Source organism: Streptomyces marianii (genome assembly GCF_005795905.1).
GTDB classification, from domain to species: Bacteria; Actinomycetota; Actinomycetes; order Streptomycetales; family Streptomycetaceae; genus Streptomyces; species Streptomyces marianii.
Genome location: NZ_VAWE01000001.1, coordinates 1,368,931 through 1,387,304, shown reverse-complemented (window position 1 = coordinate 1,387,304; position 18,374 = coordinate 1,368,931). Strand labels below are relative to the sequence as shown.

The following is an 18,374-nucleotide window of genomic DNA, read 5'->3' as shown; positions in this document are numbered from 1 at the left end:
GCTACACCGTCCCGCCGAGCCGGTGCAGTACGGCGTCCAGCAGCCCGTCGGCGTCGAGGTCGATCCCGCCCCTGCGCAGGAACACCGCGTTCAGCAGCTGGTCGGTGGCCAGCTCCCCGCGTCCGCGCCGGGCCAGGAACGCGTGCAGCAGCTCGTCCGCGCCGTCCGGCGCGGCCCCTTCGCCCAGATGGGCCCGGACGATCTCCACCAGCCGCTCCTCGTCCGGCTCGGGAAGGTCGAGCCGGACGCAGCGGCGCAGGAACGCGGGCGGGAAGTCCCGCTCGCCGTTGCTGGTGATGACGACGACGGGGAACTCGGAGCAGCGCACCCGGCCGCGCACCACCTCGGTCCGCGTCCGGGGATCGGCGGTCAGCACCTCGACGGCGGCCTGCTCCTCGGGCAGCCGCGCGAGTTCCGGGATCTCGAACTCGCCCTCCTCGAAGACGCCGAGCAGATCGTTCGGCAGGTCCACGTCGCCCTTGTCGAGCTCGTCGACGAGCAGCACACGGGGCCGGCGTCCGGGGACGAGCGCCGTACCCAGCGGCCCGAGGCGCACATAGGAGCCGATGTCCGGCCCACCGGCCCCCTCACCCCGGTCACGGCGCAGATTGGTCTCGCGCAGCCGGCCGATCGCGTCGTAGCGGTAGAGGGCGTCCTGGAGCGTGGCCCGGCTGTTGACGTGCCAGCTCAGCACCCGGCCGAGCCTCAGCTCGTGGGCGACGGCGTACGCGAGCGACGACTTGCCGGTTCCGGGGCGGCCGGTCACCAGCAGCGGCCTGCGCAGATGCAGCGCGGCGTTGACGACGTCGGCCTCGGCGTCGCCGATGAGGTAGGGCAGCGGCCGCGGCGCGCCGGTCTCCCGGGCGCTCCCGGCCGTGCCGTCGAAGCGCCGCCATGGCGGAGGGTCGGGGAACGCCACTTCCCGGTCCCGGCCGTCGCCCCGGAACAGCCGCCAGCCGCTCTCCACCTCGCCCTGACGCCCTGTCATCGGATGTCCGCTCCTTCCGCGGGGTCCAGCAGTTCGAGCCCGCCGGGCAGCGGGAGCTCGGTGTCCTCCCACACCAGCGAGGGACGTGCGCCGCCGGGTGCCTGGGCGCCGTAGCGCTCCGCCCGGAAGTGCCGTACGCGCTCGGGGAGCTGGTGCAGCGGACCGGCGGGCGTGACCGCGTCGAGGCGGTGAGCGTGCTCGTGCCCCTCCGCCTGCCGGTCCCAGAGCACCACGGGCACTCCCACGGCCAGGCACAGCTGCACCAGGCGCTCGCGGTCCCCGGGCGGGCCGTGCACCACGACCTGGGCGGTGTCCCGGTGGCTGCTGGCGAGCAGCGAGTACACCCGCTCGGGGGAGGAGGTCCGCTCGTCCACGACCAGCGGAACGGTGTGGCCGCTCTCCCAGCGCCGCCGCAGTTCGGCCTCGCGCCGCGGGGCGCGGGCGCTCACCTCGGGGCACCGCATGGCGACCCGGTACGTCACACCCAGCGGCACCCCCCGCAGGAAGTCGAACGGGCTGCCCGCGTCCCACTCGTCCACGTCGAGTTCGAGACCGTCCCGGCCGACGACGACGTCGATCTGCTCAACGGGAGGGCCGCCGTCCGCCGCGCGTTCCGCGGACTCGCGGATCAGCCGGCCGATCTCCGCGGGGCTCCGGGGCCGGTCCGCAGCGACGAGCCGGGCGGCCGTGCCGTCGCCGCGCACCTCCCACACCTCGCACCGGAACCGTCCCTCGCGGTCGGCCGACGCACCGCTGAGCTCCGCCACGAGGCGGACGACGGGGGAGGGGCGGTGCGCGGCCCAGGCCGCGGCGTCGCCCCGGCGCTGCGAGAGAGCGGCCCGGTGCACGCCGAGCCGCCCGGCGACCCGGTCCGACCAGGCGGTCAGTGTCCGGGAGGGCCCGGCGGACGCACCCGCCGCCGCGTACTCGACCAGCTTGAGCAGGGCGGGGACCGGCGCGGTGCCGTCCGGGAGGGCGCCCCCGTCGCGATAGGCCTCGAGCTCGGTGACGACCGGGCCGACGTCGTCCGCGGACAGCCGGGCCGCGGTCAGCGGCCCGGGCAGTGGTGTGTAGCGGAGGGCCTCGCGCGCGGCGCGCGGCAGGAGCGTCGCGTCGGCGGCCACGAGAGCCGCCAACTCGGCGACGAGCACACGGTGTTCGTCCACCGACAACAGCCGCGCCCCGGCCAGCTGGCCGGCGATCAGCAGCCGGTCCAGGCTGTCGCGGCCCGTCCCCGGCGCGGTCGCGGCCGCGAGCGACTCGCTGAGTGTCGCCAGCGCCCGCTCCTCGGCCGCCAGCACCTCCGCCAGTTCCTCCACGGACGGTGCGGAGTCCCCGGCCGGAGGCTCGTACCCCAGTGCCGCCGCGAGTGCCCGCGCATGCTGGGCCCGGCGTACCGGATCACCCAGGAGCCGCCACAGCTCGGCGGCCAGCACGCCCGGCGCGGGGTCGTCACGGCCCGACCGGCGGTGCACCGCGCAGTCCTCCAGCACCTCCGCCGCGCCCGCCCGTCGCAGCTCCTCCCGCACCGTTCGCCACGGCACAGCCCAGCTGCGGCGCACCGTGTCCTGGGCGCCCAGCGGACGCCCGCATTCCGGAAGTACGTGCGCCACGACCAGTCCGACCACGGTCTGGTCGGACAGCGACCACAGCGGACCGCCGCTGAACCCGGGGCCGATCGCCGCGCCGGACAGCTCGCCGTCGAGATAGCCGACGGCGTCCTCCTGCAGCTTGACCCGGGTGTCCGCGAAGGTGATCGCGGCTCCGCCGCCGTGCCAGGCCCGCAGCTCCTGGCCCTCGGCCATGTCGCGCCAGACCACCGGGCGCGGCCCCGGCGGGGCGGGCTCGGTCAGTTCGAGGACCGCGAGGTCGCCCCGCCACACCGCCGTTGACGCGGCGGGCCGGGGCGGCACCCACACCGAGACCCGGGCCGCCCGGTGCTGGGGGCCGGGCCCGCGGTCCCCCGAGCCGTGCAGGGCGACGGTCAGTTCGGCCGCCTCGGGCGGCCCGCTCTCGTAAGGATCCCGCCCGAGCGCGTCGTTCACCACATGGGCGCAGGTCAGCACCCGGTGCGGGGACAGCAGTGCCGCTCCGCCCGCGGCCGTGCGCCCGTCGGCGTACATCACCGAGAGGCGGGTGGCCGGGGCGGTCGGCCGTGTGAACCAGCCCATGGATCAGTTCTGCCGCTCCCCGGGCTGCCAGGTGGCCGACACGGTCATGGTCGCCTTGCCGTTCGCCCCGACGATGCCCAGCTTGAGGTCCTGGCCGATTTCCACCCCGAACGCGACCGTGATCTCGGACGGGGGGTTGTCGGCCCCGGCCACCGCGGAGTGGATCTCGTCCAGCAGCGGACCCATGGGGCGCAGCGCGGTCCGCAGCGCCTCGGAGGCACGGACCGCGGCCCGTCCCTCCCCGCCGCCGCCGCGGGCCACGGGAACCACGGTGCCGAAACCCTCCGGGAGATCACCGGATCCGGCGGGCCCCGGGGGCACGGCGAGCGCCTCACCGGCCCCGGACAGCTCCATCCGCACCTGCGAACCATCAGTCAGTGCAACATCCATGTACTCGGGCACCCGGTCATTCTCCCGGTCGGCGCGGACGCGGGGAGGTATTTTCCGGTCAGGCTGCGGCCAAACGAGCGGTTCGGTCCGCGAGTTCACCGATTCGTGTGCCGTCGAAGCCGAACACGGCACTGCGCACGCGGTCCTCCAGCGGCCGGGTCCACTGCGGTGGAATGCCGGCGGCACCGCACAGCACCCCGGCCACCGAGCCCGCCGTCGCCCCGTTGGAGTCGGTGTCCAGTCCGCCGCGCACGGTCAGCGCGACGGTGGAGGTGAAGTCCCCCTCGCCGTAGAGCAGTCCGGCCGTGATGACGGCGGCGTTCGGGACGGCGTGGATCCAGCCGAGGCGGCCGGTCTCCCCGTCGAGTTCGTCGAGCGCGGCGGCCCAGGGCACGCCGGCGTCGTACAGCGCCGCCGTACGGCGGACGGCACGGGCGAACCTGCTGCTCGCCGGGATCCTGGCAAGGGCCGTCTCGATCGCCTCCCGGGCATCGGCGGCCGTGAACGCCGCGGCGATCAGCGCGGCCGCCCACATCGCTCCGTACACCCCGTTGCCCGTGTGCGAGAGCACCGCGTCCCGGCGGGCGAGCGAGGCGGCCCGCACCGGGTCGCCGGGGCTCGTCCAGCCGAAGACGTCGGCGCGGATCAGCGCGCCGATCCACTCCTGGTACGGATTGTCGTACGTGGCGGTCAGCGGTGGCCGCAGACCGGCGGTGAGATTGCGGTACGCGGCCCGCTCGGCGGTGAAGGTCTGCAGGAACGGCAGGCGCAGCAGCCACAGTTCGCCGACCTGCTCGGTGGTGAACGTGAAACCGTGGGTCTCCAGCAGATGCAGGCCGAGGATCGCGTAGTCCACGTCGTCGTCCCGGCAGCTGCCGTGGATCCGGCCGCGCACGCACGCTCGCCATTCGGGGCGCAGCTCGAAGTCCGCGGCCGTGCCGGGAGGCGGCTCGGGGAGGTAGTCCGTGAGCGGCAGCGCGCCGGCGGCCCGCAGATAGCGGTCGATCCGGTCACGCGTCCAGTAGTCGCCGCGCTCGACGGGCTTGCCGAGCATGTTGCCCGCGATCCGGCCCAGCCAGCCGCCGAGGATCCGGTCGGCGGTCGTCGGGCCCTGGGGCGTGGCTGGATGCGTCATGACTCGGGTGTACCCCGTCGCGGCCCGGGAACCGGGGAGGCCCGTCCGCGGGTCGTCGGGGCGGCGCCGGTCGTGCATGACGCCGAGGACGCACCGAACGGGGCCGGCACGTGACGGAGTCCTCACCGCGGGCGTCCGGTGCTCCTCGGCGTCCCGCGACGACTGCCTGCTCGGCGTCCCCCTCCCCGAGGTCGTCGGCGTCGCCGCCGCTCGCGCACGGCCGGCGTCGCCTGCGCACGGCCCGCGCCGCCTGCACCGGCCCGCGCCGTGTGCGGGGTCCCGCCTCCGGAACGGGGCGGAGCTGCTGTCGGTGATCCCGGATTCGTGCTCGTGGTCCCCGAGCCGGAAAGCGCCCCAGGCCGGGCCCTACGAGGCACGGGGGCCCCTGCCGCTCGGTGTACCGCTGCTCGGCCGCGCCGAGGTCGGCCGCCCGGCGGCCGAGGGGGGGTGACTCCTCGCGGCATGCCCTGACGTCTTCGCGGATCCCGCGGCTCCCGGGCTGCCGGGGCTTCCCGGGGTTCCGGACTTCTCCGGGTTCCCGCTGCGTCGCAGGCCGAGGGGCATATAGGACGGATTCTGTCCGCTTTCAAAAAGGGGCGGCTGCGGATAGGGTCGGGTCGGCGCGACTGCCTGTTCGAAAGCAAGGGATTGATGGTGGCGGACGGAGCAGTTACTGCCGCACGGGTGCTCGTGGCGGCGGACAAGTTCAAGGGCTCGCTCACGGCCGTGCAGGTCGCGGAGCGGGTGACGGCCGGACTCCGGCGTGTCGTCCCGGACCTCCCGGTGGAGACCCTGCCGGTCGCAGACGGCGGCGACGGTACGGTGGCCGCCGCCGTGGCGGCCGGGTTCGAACGCCGTCAGGTCGCGGTGACCGGCCCGCTCGGGGAGCCCGTGACGGCGTCGTACGCCCTGCGCGGCACGACCGCGGTGGTGGAGATGGCCGAGGCGTCCGGACTCCAGCACCTGCCCGACGGGGTCTTCGCGCCGCTCACGGCGACCACGTACGGCTCGGGCGAGCTGCTGCGCGCCGCCCTCGACGCGGGCGCGCGGACGATCGTCTTCGGCGTCGGCGGCAGCGCCACCACCGACGGCGGCGCGGGGATGCTGGCCGCGCTCGGCGCGCGTTTCCTGGACGGGGACGGCGAGCCCGTCGGTCCCGGTGGGGGTGCGCTGATCGACGTGGCGACCGCGGACCTGTCCGGGCTGGACGCCCGTTTCGAGGACGTGCAGCTGGTCCTCGCCAGCGATGTCGACAACCCGCTGACCGGGCCCAAGGGGGCGCCGGCCGTCTTCGGCCCCCAGAAGGGCGCGTCGCCCGAGGACATCGCCGTCCTGGACGCGGCACTCGCCCACTACGCCTCGCTGCTGGGCCCCGAGCAGGCCGAGCGGCCCGGCGCCGGCGCGGCCGGCGGCATCGGCTACGGCGCGCTGGTGGCCCTGGGGGCGGGCTTCCGGCCGGGTATCGAGGTGATGCTCGACATCCTCGGATTCGCCGACGCGCTGTCCCGGGCGACCCTGGTCGTCACCGGCGAGGGTTCCCTCGACGAGCAGACCCTGCACGGCAAGGCCCCGGCCGGCGTCGCCGCGGCCGCCCGCGCGAAGGGCATCGACGTCGTCGCGGTCTGCGGCCGGCTCGCACTCGAACGGGACGCGCTCGCCGGCGCGGGCATCCGGCGCGCCTACGCGCTCCTGGAGCTGGAGCCCGATCCCGCGGCCTGCATGGCCCAGGCCGGTCCGCTGCTGGAGCGGGTCGCGGAGTCGGTCGCGAGGGACTTCCTCTCCTGACCGCCTTCTGACGGCGGGTCCCGTACTCCCGAGCCGTGAGCCCCCGGGCCGTCCCCGGGGGCTCCGGCGTGTCCGCGGACAGGATGCCTCGCGGGCGTACGGAGGAGGGGAGGGGCTCGGTGGGCGTTCCGAGGCGGAGCGGGTGTTCCGGGCTCGGCAGTCGTTCCGGCGGTGCCGCATTTCACCGGGGAGGTTGAGGCAGGGCAGTCGCGGGTGCCGGGGAGCGCACGGCGAATGGCCGAAAGACAGCCTTTGGGGACCCGGGCTGTTCGCCTGACCTGTACCCGCTCCCGACCGCTCCCTAGCATGTGCGTCCTACCCGACCCGATTTCCCATTGACGCGAATGAGGACTGGATGCAGAGCGAGTCGTGGAGCCCGGACGCCATCGACACCAAGGTGCCCAGTGTGGCGCGTATGTACGACTTCTTCCTGGGGGGCGACGACAACTACCAGTCCGACCGCGACGCCTGCGAGCAGTTGCTGGAGCAGGTGCCCAGCACCAAGGTGCTCGCCGTCAACAACCGCCGCTTCCTGCAGCGCGTGGTCCGTACCCTCGCCCAGGACTACGGCATACGGCAGTTCGTCGACCACGGCTCCGGTCTGCCGACCCAGAACAACGTCCACCAGGTCGCCCAGGCCGTCGACCCGGAGTCAAGGGTGGTGTACGTCGACAACGACCCGATCGTGCTGGCTCATGGCCGGGCGCTGCTGGAGGAGAACGACCGCACCGCGGTCATCCAGGCCGACATGAGGGACACCGACGGCATCTTCGGCCACGAGGAGACCACCCGGCTGATCGACTTCGGCAAGCCGGTCGCCGCCCTGTTCGTGTCGGTGATGCACTGCATACCGGACGAGGACGACCCGGCGGGTCTCGTCCGCCGCGTCGCCGAACGCCTCGTGCCGGGAAGCTTCCTGGTGGTCTGTCAGCTCGTCAGCGACCGTCCCGAGATCCGGAAGTTCGTCACGGACTTCATGGCCGAGGCCACCGGCGGGCACTGGGGCCGGGTCCGTGAGGAGCACGAGGTGACGGAGTACTTCGACGGGCTCCAGATCCTGGAGCCGGGTCTGGTCGAGGTCTCGACCTGGCGGCCCGACACCGAACTCGCGCCGGTGCAGCAGACCGACGAGTGGATCGAGTGGGGCGGCGTCGGCCGGTTGGTCTGACGCTCCTCGGCATCAGGCGGCCCCGGGCCGGAGGGCGCATTCGAGGGGCTGCCTGCCACGCAACGGCTTGCGGTCGCGGGCTCGTCGGGGCGTCGGACCCGGTACCGGGGTCTCTCCGCCCCCGCGCAGGGGACGGAGAGACCCGGTGCCCGGCACTACAGACGGGACAGCCGCTCCTCGATGAGGGCCAGCGAGTTCCTCGGGGTGAGGGCGCAGGCGCCGAGCCGGTCCAGCATGTCCCGGTACTGCTCCACGACCTGGGGCTTCTGGCTGAACGTGCTGTCGGTCAGGTGCTCGATGTAGACGGCGTCCTTCAGATCGTTCAGCGCGAAGCGCAGATAGGTCACTCCCGTGCCGACCCCGACCGAGGCCGTCACGTCCAGCGGGGCGATCTGCAATGTGATCCGGGGCTCCTGCATGACCGCGACCAGATGCTCGAGCTGCGCGCGCATGACCTTCGGCCCGCCGACCGTGCGCATCAGCACGGACTCGTCGATCACCGCCCACAGCCGGGGCGCGTCGGGCTGGTCGAGCTGGCGCTGCCGGGCCTGCCGCAGTTCGACCCGGCGGTGCACGTCATGGGCGTAGAGCCGCGCCGGCCCGGACTCGACGACCGCGTGAGCGTACGCGGAGGTCTGCAACAGGCCGGGCACGTAGAAGGGTTCGTATGTGCGGATGGTGGCCGCGGCGCCCTCCAGGGCGACCAGCGGGGCGAAGAAGTCCGACAGCACGTCGCTGTAGCTGCGCCACCAGTCGCTGCGCCGTGACTGCTCCACGAGCCGCAGGAACTCGGCGACGCTCTCCTCCCCGGTCACCCCGTACAGCTCCAGCAGGGCGACGGCGTCGGCCGGCTTGCAGCCGTGCCGGCCCAGCTCGATGCGGCTGGTCTTGGAGCGGGAGAAGCCGAGGCGGACGTCGACGGCGGAGGGGTCGAGCCCGGCGGCCGTGCGCAGTTCGCGCAGCTTGCCACCCAGGATCACCTTCAGGGCGGTCGGGTTGCTCTCGACCGTTCCCAGTGGCCCGGCGAACAACGACGGGCTCGGTTCTACTGCAGCCATCGTGCGCTCCTGCGGACTATTGAGAAGACGTCGACACTATCCCGTACATCCGTGTGTGAGCCACGGCGAACTGGACGGCGGAGTGCTGGATTTCAGCCAATCACGTCATCGAATTCACCGCCGCGCGCCCCCGCGACGAAGGCCTCCACCTCGTCCCGCGTGTAGACGAGGGCGGGCCCCTGCGGATCCCGGGAGTTGCGCACGGCGACCCGTCCGTCGGGGAGTGCTGCCAGCTCCACGCAGTTGCCGGTGGCATTGCTGTGGCTGCTCTTGATCCACGTCACCGAACTCAGCTCCCCCGCCGGCATGCCATTGGTGAACTCCATGCCCAACAACCCCTCTTTGTTCGCACGTTCGTTCGCCCCGTATCTGGTCAATGCAATCCCAGATGCAATTGCATTTCCAGGGGCGGCTCGACAATACTCGGTCAACACCGGCTGCCGCAGCGTCGAACACCCAGGCCTGCAGGGGGACATGACCAGTGACGATTCACATGTCAACCATCTCCACCACGACGGCCGGGCACGGTGATCGGCGCGCAACAGAGCAGTTCGGCCCGAAACCGCTGCCCGAGAGCCCTCGTGCCACACCCCAGGACCCCGTCCTGGAGGGACTCCCGCCACTCGGCGGGTTCGCCGCCTGCGGGCTGGACGGCGGCCCGCGGAATCCGTGCCAGGCTCGGCGGTTCGTCGCCCACACCCTGCACTGCTGGGAACTGCCCGCCCTCGTGGGGGACATGTCACTCGTCGTCAGCGAGTTGGTGACCAATGCCGTCCGGCACGCGCTCGTCGCCGAACCGCGGGAGACGTCGCCGGAGTACCCGTTGTGGCTGGGGCTCGTCCGCCACCCAGGACACGTCGTCTGCTCCGTCGCGGACCCGAGCTCCGAACCGCCCAGGCCGCGCGACGCCGATGCCGCGGACGTCGACGGCCGCGGTCTCGAACTCATCGGCGCGCTGAGCGAGAGCTGGTCCTGGTCGCTCACCGAACCCAGGGGCAAGACGGTGTGGGCGAGTCTGTCCCTGCCCGGCAGGGACTGACCTCCGACTGCTTCGGGCCGCGCCGCGGGCGACGCCCCGCGGCTGGACGGGGAGTGGAGACGCGCCGTCGTACTCATCGGCGCGCTGAGCGAGAGCTGGTCCTGGTCGCTCACCGAACCCAGGGGCAAGACGGTGTGGGCGAGTCTGGCCCTGCCCGGCAGGGACTGACCTCCGACTGCTTCGGGCCGCGCCGCGGGCGACGCCCCGCGGCTGGACGGGGAGTGGAGACGCGCCGTCGTACCGCGCGCTCCCGGCGCTCCGCGTCCTCCGCTCCCGGTCCGGCCTCCCCGGCGTTCCGCTCAGCACCCGCACGCGATCCGGTGCCGGACGCCTTCGCGGCTGCGCCGGGCCCTGGGGGTGCGCCCCGCACGCCGGGCCGTCCGCCGGCCACCCCGGGGCCCGGCGCACGGCTCCACCGCACAGCACAGGGCCCGGGGCGCAAGGAATGCGCCCCGGGCCCTGTGCTGTGCGGTGGGAAGAACCGCTACGGAAGCTGTGCCGAGGCCCGCGCCTCGCGCCGGTTGTCCCGGAAGGTGTTCACCCGCCGCGCCGTCGCGAACAGCGGGATCGTCGCCGCCAGCACGATCTGCAGCGCACAGCCGGTCTGCAGCAGCAGCTGGCCGCCCGGCGCGTCGAACGCCCACGCCGCGAGCAGGCCCATCGCCCCCACGATCCAGCTGAGCATCGCGACCGCCAGCTTGCCCCGCGGCTTCGGGTACTCGACCCGGCTCACCATGAGCCAGGCCGCGCCGATGATCGCGAGCAGCGTCGGGATGAACGGCAGCTCGAGCAGCACGATCGACACGACCGTCAGCGCGCCGAAGGGGCTGGGCATGCCCTGGAACATGCCGTCCTTCATCGTCACGCACGAGAATCTGGCCAGTCGCAGCACGACCGCCAGCAGCACCACGATCGCGGCCACCGCCGAGACCTTCTGGTGGGCGTCGTCGGCGACCATGCCGTAGACGAGGACGAAGTACGCCGGGGCCAGCCCGAAGCTGATCAGGTCCGAGAGGTTGTCCAGCTCGGCACCCATCGGGCTGCTGCGCAGCTTGCGCGCCACGAGACCGTCGAACAGGTCGAAGACGGCGGCACACAGCATGAGGATCACCGCGGTCGCGGCCGAGTGCCGTGCCATACCGCTCTCGCCGCTGCCGACGAGGTGCGGGATCAGGATTCCGGTGGTGGTGAAGTACACCGCCATGAAACCGCACGTGGCGTTACCGAGAGTGAGGGTGTCCGCTATCGACAGCCGCAGCGAGAGGGGCATCTCCTCCGCGTCGTCCGCCGTCCCCGAGCCGGGCTCGGCCCCGTCGACCCAGCCCGCCTGTGTGTCCGGATCAATCACGGTCAATGCGAGTCACCCCCGCGGTCGTGACCTGGCCGACTTCGACCCCGGCCTCGACACCCTCCGGGAGGTAGATGTCGACGCGCGAGCCGAAGCGGATGAGGCCGATGCGCTCGCCCTGCTCGACCTTGGTGCCCTGCGGGATGTACGGAACGATGCGGCGCGCCACGGCGCCGGCGATCTGGATCATCTCGATGTCACCGAGTTCGGTGTCGAAGTGCCAGACGACGCGCTCGTTGTTCTCGCTCTCCTTGTTGAACGCCGGAACGAAACCGCCGGGCACGTGCTCGACGGAGGTGACCGTGCCGGCGAGCGGGGCACGGTTGACGTGGACGTTCAGCGGGCTCATGAAGATGGCGACACGGGTGCGCCCGTCCTTCCACGGCATGATGCTCTGCACCACACCGTCGGCCGGGGAGATGACCCGTCCCTGGGCGATCTCGCGCTCGGGGTCGCGGAAGAACCACAGCATGCCCGCCGCGAGCGCGGTGGTGGGCACGGCGATGGCCGCGGCACGCCTCGACCGGCGCGCTCGCGCCAGGCTGAGCGCCGCGGTCGCGACGGTCGGGAGGAGCCACGGCGATGCTCCGCGCGCGAGGCGGACGCGGCCGCGAGGTGCAGAGGTTTGGCTGTGGGGCATGGATGACCTTCGTAGCGGATGATGCCGCGCTGGCAGCAAGGGGGACGGCGGCTTTCTGGCGATGTTATCTGTTACGGGCCGCAACTGGGAAAGCCAGAAGCCGAGTCGGTCGGCCGGAAGCCTTCGGCAAAGGCTGCCGGAACGTGATCTTCTTCGCGGCCGAACCGACTCAAAAGCCCCATTCAGCCCTGGAGCCGGTATTCCTCGAGCAGCCGGCGCCCGATGATCATTTTCTGGATCTCGGCGGTACCCTCGCCGATCAGCAGCATCGGGGCCTCCCGGTAGAGGCGCTCGATCTCGTACTCCTTGGAGAAGCCGTAACCGCCGTGGATCCGGAAGGCGTCCTCGACGACTTCCTTGCAGTACTCGGAGGCGAGGTACTTCGCCATCCCGGCCTCCAGGTCGTTTCGCTCCCCGGAGTCCTTTTTGCGGGCTGCGTTGACCATCATGGCATGCGCGGCCTCGACCTTGGTAGCCATCTCCGCGAGCTTGAACTGGATGGCCTGGTGCTGGGCGATCGGCTTGCCGAAAGTGTGACGTTGCTGGGCGTAGCCGACGCCCAGCTCGAAGGCACGCTGAGCGACGCCGCAGCCACGTGCCGCCACATTGACGCGGCCGACCTCGACTCCGTCCATCATTTGGTAAAACCCTCGGCCGGTGGTGCCGCCGAGTACGCGATCGGCCGGAATGCGCAGTCCGTCCATGATGAGCTCGGTCGTGTCGACGCCCTTGTAGCCCATCTTGTCGATCTTCCCGGGAATGGTGAGGCCGGGCCGCACCTCCCCGAAGCCGGGCTCCTTCTCGACGAGGAAGGTCGTCATCGACTTGTGCGGGGCCGTGCCCTCCGGGTGTCCTTCGTCACTCCGGACCAGAACGGCCACGAGCGTCGACGTTCCGCCGTTCGTCAGCCACATCTTCTGGCCGTTCAGGACGTACTCGTCGCCGTCCCTCACCGCCTTCGACGTGATGGCCGAGACGTCCGAGCCGAGTCCCGGCTCGGACATGGAGAACGCGCCGCGGACCTCGCCGGCCGCCATTCGGGGCAGGAAGTGGTCCTTCTGCTCCTGGGTGCCGTGCTGCTTGAGCATGTACGCCACAATGAAGTGCGTGTTGATGATGCCCGAGACGGACATCCAGCCGCGGGCGATCTCCTCCACGCACAACGCGTACGTGAGAAGGGACTCGCCCAGGCCCCCGTACTCCTCGGGAATCATCAGGCCGAAGAGCCCCAGTTCCTTGAGCCCGTCGACGATCTGCTGCGGGTACTCGTCGCGGTGCTCCAGCTCCGTCGCTACCGGAATGATCTCTTTGTCGACGAAGTCGCGGACCGTCGAGAGGATCTCCTGCTGGACGTCGGTCAGACCGGCGGTCTGGGCGAGTCGGGCCATGGCTTACTTCTCCGCCTTCTTCTCGGGCTCGTTGAGCTCCGGTCGGCCCGGCTGCTCGCCGCCGCGCTCCTTGATGTACGTCTCGGTCGGGACCATCACCTTGCGGCGGAACACGCACACGAGCGTGCCGTCCTGCTTGTAGCCCTTGGTCTCGACGTAGACGATCCCGCGATCGTTCTTCGACCGCGACGGGGTCTTGTCGAGGACGGTCGTCTCGCCGTAGATCGTGTCGCCGTGGAAGGTCGGCGCCACGTGCCGCAGCGACTCGATCTCGAGATTGGCGATGGCCTTGCCCGATACGTCCGGCACGGACATGCCGAGCAGCAGTGAGTAGATGTAGTTGCCCACGACAACGTTCTTCCCGAAGTCCGTCGTCTTCTCCGCATAGTTCGTGTCCATGTGGAGCGGGTGGTGGTTCATGGTCAGGAGGCAGAAGAGGTGGTCGTCGTACTCCGTGACCGTCTTCCCGGGCCAGTGCTTGTAGACCGCCCCGACCTCGAACTCCTCGTACGTGCGTCCGAACTGCATGGTGTTCACGCCTCCGGGGCTTCGAACTTCGAGGTACGGGCCATACCGGCGGCGCGGCCCTTGCCGGAGATGACCAATGCCATCTTGCGGCTGGCCTCGTCGATCATCTCGTCGCCGAGCATCGCTGAGCCCTTCTTCCCGCCGGCCTCGGACGTGTAGTACTCGTACGCGTCCAGGATCAGCTCGGCGTGGTCGTAGTCCTCCTGGGAGGGGGAGAAGATCTCGTTGGACGCCTCCACCTGGCCCGGGTGCAGCACCCACTTGCCGTCGAAGCCCAGGGCGGCGGCGCGCTGCGCGACCTCGCGGTACCCGTCGATGTTGCGGATCTGGAGGTAGGGGCCGTCGATCGCCTGCAGGTTGTTCGCGCGGGCGGCCATGAGGATCTTCATCAGGATGTAGTGGTAGGCGTCCGCCGGGTAGCCGGGCGGCTGCTCGCCGACGACCAGGGACTTCATGTTGATGGAGGCCATGAAGTCGGCCGGGCCGAAGATGATCGTCTCGACGCGCGGCGACGCCTGGGCGATCGCGTTGACGTTGTTGAGGCCCTGGGCGTTCTCGATCTGCGCCTCGATGCCGATCTTGCCGACCTCGAAGCCCATGGTCTTCTCGATCTGCGTGAGCAGCAGGTCGAGGGCGACGACCTGCTGGGCGTCCTGGACCTTCGGCAGCATGATGCAGTCGAGGTTCTGGCCCGCGCCCTCGACGACCGTGACGACGTCCCGGTAGGTCCACTGGGTCGTCCAGTCGTTGACCCGCACGACGCGGGTCTTGCCCGTCCAGTCGCCCTCGTTGAGGAACTTGACGATGGTGTGCCGGGCCTCCGGCTTGGCCAGCGGGGCACAGGCGTCCTCGAGGTCCAGGAAGACCTGGTCGGCGGGCAGCCCCTGGGCCTTCTCCAGGAAGCGCGGGTTCGAACCGGGCACCGCGAGGCAGGAGCGGCGCGGGCGCAGCCGGTTGACGGGGCTTGTCATGCGGGGACCTCCAGGGGGTCGAGCTTGTTCGCTTGGCGGATCTCGTCGACGATACGGCCGATGATCTCCGTGATGCCGAAGTCCTTCGGGGTGAAGACGGCGGCCACACCCGCACGCCTCAGTTCCTCGGCGTCGCCGTTCGGGATGATCCCGCCGACGACCACCGGGATGTCGGCGGCGCCGGCCTCACGCAGGCGCTCCAGCACGTCCGGCACCAGCTCGGCGTGCGAGCCGGACAGGATCGACAGACCCACGCAGTGCACGTCCTCGGCGAGGGCGGCGGCGACGATCTGCTCGGGCGTGAGCCGGATGCCCTGGTAGACCACCTCGAAGCCCGCGTCGCGCGCCCGTACGGCGATCTGCTCCGCGCCGTTGGAGTGCCCGTCCAGACCCGGCTTGCCGACCAGCAGCCGCAGCCGGCCCGAGCCGAGCTCGTCGGCGGTGCGGGACACCTTCTCGCGGACCAGGGCGAGCGGCGTGCCCGCCTCGGCGGCGACGGCCACCGGGGCCGACGACACCCCGGTCGGGGCACGGAACTCGCCGAAGACGTCCCGCAGCGCCCAGGCCCACTCGCCGGTGGTGACGCCGGCGCGGGCGCACTCGACCGTGGCGGCCATCAGGTTGGCGTCGCCCGCGGCCGCGGCCTTGAGCGCGGCCAGGGCGTCCTGGGCGCGGCTCTCGTCCCGGTTGTCGCGCCACTCGTGCAGCTTGGCCACGACCCGGGCCTCGTTCGCGGGGTCGACCGTCATGATCGCGGTGTCGAGGTCCGCGGTGAGCGGGTTGGGCTCGGTCGTCTCGAAGACGTTGACGCCGACGATCTTCTCGTCGCCGGCCTCGATCCGGGCCCGCCGCTCGGCGTGCGAGGACACCAGCTGCGACTTCAGGTAGCCGGACTCGACGGCCGCCATGGCGCCGCCCATCTCCTGGATCCGGTCGATCTCGGCGAGCGACTCCTCGACGAGGGCGTCCACCTTGGCCTCGATGACGTGCGAGCCGGCGAAGATGTCCTCGTACTCCAGCAGGTCGCTCTCGTGGGCGAGGACCTGCTGGATGCGCAGGGACCACTGCTGGTCCCAGGGGCGGGGCAGGCCGAGGGCCTCGTTCCACGCCGGGAGCTGGACGGCACGGGCGCGGGCGTCCTTGGAGAGCGTCACGGCCAGCATCTCGAGGACGATGCGCTGGACGTTGTTCTCCGGCTGGGCCTCGGTCAGGCCGAGCGAGTTGACCTGGACGCCGTAGCGGAAGCGCCGCTGCTTGGCGTTCCCGATGCCGTAGCGCTCGCTCGTGATCTTCTCCCAGATGCGGCCGAAGGCGCGCATCTTGCACATCTCCTCGATGAAGCGGACGCCCGCGTTCACGAAGAAGGAGATCCGGGCGACGACGTCGCCGAACTTCTCCTGCGGCACCTGGCCGGAGTCGCGCACCGCGTCCAGGACGGCTATCGCCGTGGACATCGCGTAGGCGATCTCCTGGACGGGTGTGGCCCCGGCCTCCTGCAGGTGGTAGCTGCAGATGTTGATCGGGTTCCACTTGGGGATGTTCGCCACCGTGTAGGTGATCATGTCGGTGGTCAGGCGCAGCGACGGACCGGGCGGGAAGACGTGCGTTCCGCGCGACAGGTACTCCTTGACGATGTCGTTCTGCGTCGTCCCCTGGAGCCGGGTGACGTCGGCGCCCTGCTCCTCCGCGACCACCTGGTAGAGCGCCAGCAGCCACATGGCGGTGGCGTTGATGGTCATCGAGGTGTTCATCTGCTCCAGGGGGATGTCCTGGAACAGCCGCCGCATGTCACCGAGGTGCGAGACCGGCACCCCGACCCGGCCGACCTCGCCGCGGGCGAGGACGTGGTCGGGGTCGTAGCCGGTCTGCGTCGGCAGGTCGAACGCGACCGACAGACCGGTCTGGCCCTTGGCGAGGTTGCGCCGGTACAGCTCGTTGGACGCCTCGGCCGTGGAGTGACCGGCGTACGTGCGCATGAGCCACGGCCGGTCCTTCTGACGCTCTGTCATCTGATGGACCTCTGACTCAGATGTTCCGGAAGCGGTTGATGGCGTCGAGGTGCTGGGCGCGCATCTCCTCGTCGCGCACGCCCAGGCCCTCCTCGGGCGCCAGGCAGAGCACGCCGACCTTGCCCTGGTGCACGTTGCGGTGGACGTCGTGGGCGGCCTGGCCCGTGTCCTCCAGCGCGTACGTCTTCGACAGGGTCGGGTGGATCTTGCCCTTGGCGATGAGGCGGTTGGCCTCCCAGGCCTCGCGGTAGTTGGCGAAGTGGGAGCCGATGATCCGCTTCAGCGACATCCACAGGTAGCGGTTGTCGTACTCGTGCATGTAGCCCGAGGTCGAGGCGCAGGTGGTGATGGTGCCGCCCTTGCGGGTGACGTAGACGCTCGCGCCGAAGGTCTCGCGGCCGGGGTGCTCGAAGACGATGTCGATGTCCTCGCCACCGGTGAACTCGCGGATGCGCTTGCCGAAGCGCTTCCACTCCTTCGGGTCCTGGGTCCGCTCGTCCTTCCAGAACTTGTAGCCCTCGGCGCTGCGGTCGATGATGGCGTCGGCGCCCATGGACCGGCAGATGTCGGCCTTCTGCTCGCTGGAGACGACGCAGATCGGGTTGGCGCCGCCGGCCAGCGCGAACTGGGTGGCGTATGAGCCGAGGCCGCCGCTGGCACCCCAGATCAGGACGTTGTCGCCCTGCTTCATCGCCGCGCCGTTCCGCGAGACGAGCTGGCGGTACGCGGTGGAGTTGACCAGGCCCGGCGCGGCGGCCTCCTCCCAGCTGAGGTGCTTGGGCTTCGGCATCAGCTGGTTGGACTTCACCAGCGCGATCTCGGCGAGGCCGCCGAAGTTGGTCTCGAAGCCCCAGATGCGCTGCTCGGGGTCGAGCATCGTGTCGTTGTGGCCGTCCGAGGACTCCAGCTCGACGGAGAGGCAGTGCGCGACGACCTCGTCGCCGGGGTTCCAGGCGTTGACGCCCGGGCCCGTGCGCAGCACGACGCCCGCGAGGTCGGAGCCGATGATGTGGTACGGCAGGTCGTGGCGCTTGGTGAGCTCGGAGAGCCGGCCGTAGCGCTCGAGGAAGCCGAAGGTCGACAGAGGCTCGAAGATCGAGGTCCACACGGAGTTGTAGTTCACCGAGCTGGCCATCACGGCCACCAGGGCCTCACCGGGCCCGAGCTCGGGGACCGGGACCTCGTCGAGGTGCAGGGACTTGCGCGGGTCCTTCTCGCGCGTGGTGAGTCCCGCGAACATCTCGGTCTCGTCCTTGTGCACGGTGACCGCCCGGTACGACTCGGGGAGCGGCAGTGCGGCGAAGTCGGCGGACGTGGAGTCCGGCGACTGGATCGCGTCCAGGATTTCCTTCACGGTGTGCCTCCGGCGAATGGTGTCCCCCGGCCCGGGGCCGGGGAGGCGTCTCGCGGGCGAGAGCGCTGAGGGGAACGTCGGGGAGTGCTGCTTCTGTGGAGGTGTGCCGTCGGTTCGGCGGGTGGTGCTGGCAGCGCTGGTGTGCGCGGGAGGTTGCCTGTGACGCAGGCGTCCGGGCGCGCGAGCCGTGGGGCTTGCGGGGACAGCCGGCGTACGAGAGTCCTCTGCACGCCGGCCGCCCGGACAACTTCAACGTATGGCACGCCGTGCCAGCCCGCAAGACACTGCGTGCCAACAATTTCACTCACATGCAATCTCCGCGTCACACATGAGCGATGATCGATCGAATTCGGGGCTGACCTGCGTGAACGGCCCTCCCGGCAGGTGCTGCGGTTGCGCGGA

16 protein-coding genes are annotated in these 18,374 nt (G+C 71.2%); 3 read left to right on the top strand and 13 right to left on the bottom strand.

What is annotated here, in order from left to right:
• Position 1: 1 nt before the first annotated feature.
• From FEF34_RS06290 to FEF34_RS06275, 4 genes are read right to left on the bottom strand one after another with little or no spacing between them, the layout of a single operon-like run.
• Positions 2–988, bottom strand: a complete 987-nt coding sequence (locus FEF34_RS06290) for an AAA family ATPase (RefSeq protein WP_138052224.1) — start codon at positions 986–988, stop codon at positions 2–4.
• The gene (locus tag FEF34_RS06285; protein WP_138052223.1) at positions 985–3,159 is read right to left on the bottom strand and encodes a VMAP-C domain-containing protein; all 2,175 of its coding nucleotides are present in this window, start codon (positions 3,157–3,159) and stop codon (positions 985–987) included. Before FEF34_RS06285 ends, FEF34_RS06290 begins: the two co-directional genes overlap by 4 nt.
• 3 nt (positions 3,160–3,162) lie before the next feature.
• On the bottom strand, positions 3,163–3,549 hold the full coding sequence (locus FEF34_RS06280; RefSeq protein WP_234042293.1) for a CU044_2847 family protein: 387 nt from the start codon (positions 3,547–3,549) through the stop codon (positions 3,163–3,165).
• Positions 3,550–3,607: 58 nt separating this feature from the next.
• Positions 3,608–4,684, bottom strand: coding sequence for an ADP-ribosylglycohydrolase family protein (locus tag FEF34_RS06275; RefSeq protein WP_138052222.1), 1,077 nt, complete (start codon positions 4,682–4,684; stop codon positions 3,608–3,610).
• Between the two features lie 651 nt (positions 4,685–5,335).
• Between FEF34_RS06275 and FEF34_RS06270 the strand changes: the two genes are divergently transcribed.
• Together FEF34_RS06270 and FEF34_RS06265 are read left to right on the top strand one after the other, a co-directional pair.
• The gene (locus FEF34_RS06270) at positions 5,336–6,469 is read left to right on the top strand and encodes a glycerate kinase (RefSeq protein WP_171052846.1); all 1,134 of its coding nucleotides are present in this window, start codon (positions 5,336–5,338) and stop codon (positions 6,467–6,469) included.
• 355 nt (positions 6,470–6,824) lie between these two features.
• Positions 6,825–7,637 carry an SAM-dependent methyltransferase gene (locus FEF34_RS06265; RefSeq protein ID WP_138052221.1) on the top strand — a complete coding sequence of 271 codons (813 nt, stop codon included), beginning with the start codon at positions 6,825–6,827 and terminating at the stop codon, positions 7,635–7,637.
• A 155-nt stretch (positions 7,638–7,792) separates the two neighbouring features.
• Here the strand turns inward: FEF34_RS06265 and FEF34_RS06260 are convergent, their stop codons facing one another.
• On the bottom strand, positions 7,793–8,695 hold the full coding sequence (locus FEF34_RS06260; RefSeq protein ID WP_171052845.1) for a helix-turn-helix domain-containing protein: 903 nt from the start codon (positions 8,693–8,695) through the stop codon (positions 7,793–7,795).
• A gap of 92 nt (positions 8,696–8,787) precedes the next feature.
• Positions 8,788–9,021 carry a DUF397 domain-containing protein gene (locus FEF34_RS06255; RefSeq protein WP_138052220.1) on the bottom strand — a complete coding sequence of 78 codons (234 nt, stop codon included), beginning with the start codon at positions 9,019–9,021 and terminating at the stop codon, positions 8,788–8,790.
• Positions 9,022–9,188: 167 nt separating this feature from the next.
• Between FEF34_RS06255 and FEF34_RS06250 the strand changes: the two genes are divergently transcribed.
• Positions 9,189–9,734 (top strand): ATP-binding protein, encoded by a 546-nt coding sequence (locus FEF34_RS06250; protein WP_138052219.1) that lies wholly within the window; start codon positions 9,189–9,191, stop codon positions 9,732–9,734.
• A 484-nt stretch (positions 9,735–10,218) separates the two neighbouring features.
• Here FEF34_RS06250 and pssA read toward each other — a convergent pair whose 3' ends face one another.
• From pssA to ccrA, 7 genes are all read right to left on the bottom strand, one after another.
• Entirely contained in the window at positions 10,219–11,088 is an 870-nt protein-coding gene (gene pssA / locus FEF34_RS06240) for a CDP-diacylglycerol--serine O-phosphatidyltransferase (protein WP_171052844.1), read from the bottom strand.
• On the bottom strand, positions 11,075–11,722 hold the full coding sequence (locus tag FEF34_RS06235) for a phosphatidylserine decarboxylase (protein WP_109296894.1): 648 nt from the start codon (positions 11,720–11,722) through the stop codon (positions 11,075–11,077). Before FEF34_RS06235 ends, pssA begins: the two co-directional genes overlap by 14 nt.
• A gap of 182 nt (positions 11,723–11,904) precedes the next feature.
• Positions 11,905–13,110 carry an acyl-CoA dehydrogenase family protein gene (locus FEF34_RS06230; protein ID WP_138052218.1) on the bottom strand — a complete coding sequence of 402 codons (1,206 nt, stop codon included), beginning with the start codon at positions 13,108–13,110 and terminating at the stop codon, positions 11,905–11,907.
• Between the two features lie 3 nt (positions 13,111–13,113).
• Positions 13,114–13,638: a MaoC family dehydratase gene (locus FEF34_RS06225; RefSeq protein WP_138057316.1), complete on the bottom strand. Its 525-nt coding sequence runs from the start codon at positions 13,636–13,638 to the stop codon at positions 13,114–13,116.
• A 5-nt stretch (positions 13,639–13,643) separates the two neighbouring features.
• Positions 13,644–14,609, bottom strand: a complete 966-nt coding sequence (locus tag FEF34_RS06220) for an HpcH/HpaI aldolase/citrate lyase family protein (protein WP_138052217.1) — start codon at positions 14,607–14,609, stop codon at positions 13,644–13,646.
• Entirely contained in the window at positions 14,606–16,618 is a 2,013-nt protein-coding gene (locus FEF34_RS06215) for a protein meaA (RefSeq protein WP_138052216.1), read from the bottom strand. The genes FEF34_RS06220 and FEF34_RS06215 overlap by 4 nt, the downstream gene beginning before the upstream one ends.
• Positions 16,619–16,634: 16 nt before the next feature.
• On the bottom strand, positions 16,635–17,972 hold the full coding sequence (gene ccrA, locus FEF34_RS06210) for a crotonyl-CoA carboxylase/reductase (RefSeq protein WP_138052215.1): 1,338 nt from the start codon (positions 17,970–17,972) through the stop codon (positions 16,635–16,637).
• Between the last annotated feature and the right edge of the window lie 402 nt (positions 17,973–18,374).

What these genes read in the sequence shown, in the direction of transcription:
- FEF34_RS06275 (WP_138052222.1), bottom strand. Translation starts at nt 4,684, where the DNA reads ATGACGCATCCAGCCACGCCCCAGGGCCCGACGACCGCCGACCGGATC.
- FEF34_RS06230 (WP_138052218.1), bottom strand. Translation starts at nt 13,110, where the DNA reads ATGGCCCGACTCGCCCAGACCGCCGGTCTGACCGACGTCCAGCAGGAG.
- FEF34_RS06280 (WP_234042293.1), bottom strand. Translation starts at nt 3,549, where the DNA reads ATGGATGTTGCACTGACTGATGGTTCGCAGGTGCGGATGGAGCTGTCC.
- FEF34_RS06235 (WP_109296894.1), bottom strand. Translation starts at nt 11,722, where the DNA reads ATGCCCCACAGCCAAACCTCTGCACCTCGCGGCCGCGTCCGCCTCGCG.
- FEF34_RS06290 (WP_138052224.1), bottom strand. Translation starts at nt 988, where the DNA reads ATGACAGGGCGTCAGGGCGAGGTGGAGAGCGGCTGGCGGCTGTTCCGG.
- FEF34_RS06270 (WP_171052846.1), top strand. Translation starts at nt 5,336, where the DNA reads ATGGTGGCGGACGGAGCAGTTACTGCCGCACGGGTGCTCGTGGCGGCG.
- FEF34_RS06265 (WP_138052221.1), top strand. Translation starts at nt 6,825, where the DNA reads ATGCAGAGCGAGTCGTGGAGCCCGGACGCCATCGACACCAAGGTGCCC.
- FEF34_RS06250 (WP_138052219.1), top strand. Translation starts at nt 9,189, where the DNA reads ATGTCAACCATCTCCACCACGACGGCCGGGCACGGTGATCGGCGCGCA.
- FEF34_RS06225 (WP_138057316.1), bottom strand. Translation starts at nt 13,638, where the DNA reads ATGCAGTTCGGACGCACGTACGAGGAGTTCGAGGTCGGGGCGGTCTAC.
- FEF34_RS06260 (WP_171052845.1), bottom strand. Translation starts at nt 8,695, where the DNA reads ATGGCTGCAGTAGAACCGAGCCCGTCGTTGTTCGCCGGGCCACTGGGA.
- FEF34_RS06215 (WP_138052216.1), bottom strand. Translation starts at nt 16,618, where the DNA reads ATGACAGAGCGTCAGAAGGACCGGCCGTGGCTCATGCGCACGTACGCC.
- FEF34_RS06255 (WP_138052220.1), bottom strand. Translation starts at nt 9,021, where the DNA reads ATGGAGTTCACCAATGGCATGCCGGCGGGGGAGCTGAGTTCGGTGACG.
- FEF34_RS06285 (WP_138052223.1), bottom strand. Translation starts at nt 3,159, where the DNA reads ATGGGCTGGTTCACACGGCCGACCGCCCCGGCCACCCGCCTCTCGGTG.
- FEF34_RS06220 (WP_138052217.1), bottom strand. Translation starts at nt 14,609, where the DNA reads ATGACAAGCCCCGTCAACCGGCTGCGCCCGCGCCGCTCCTGCCTCGCG.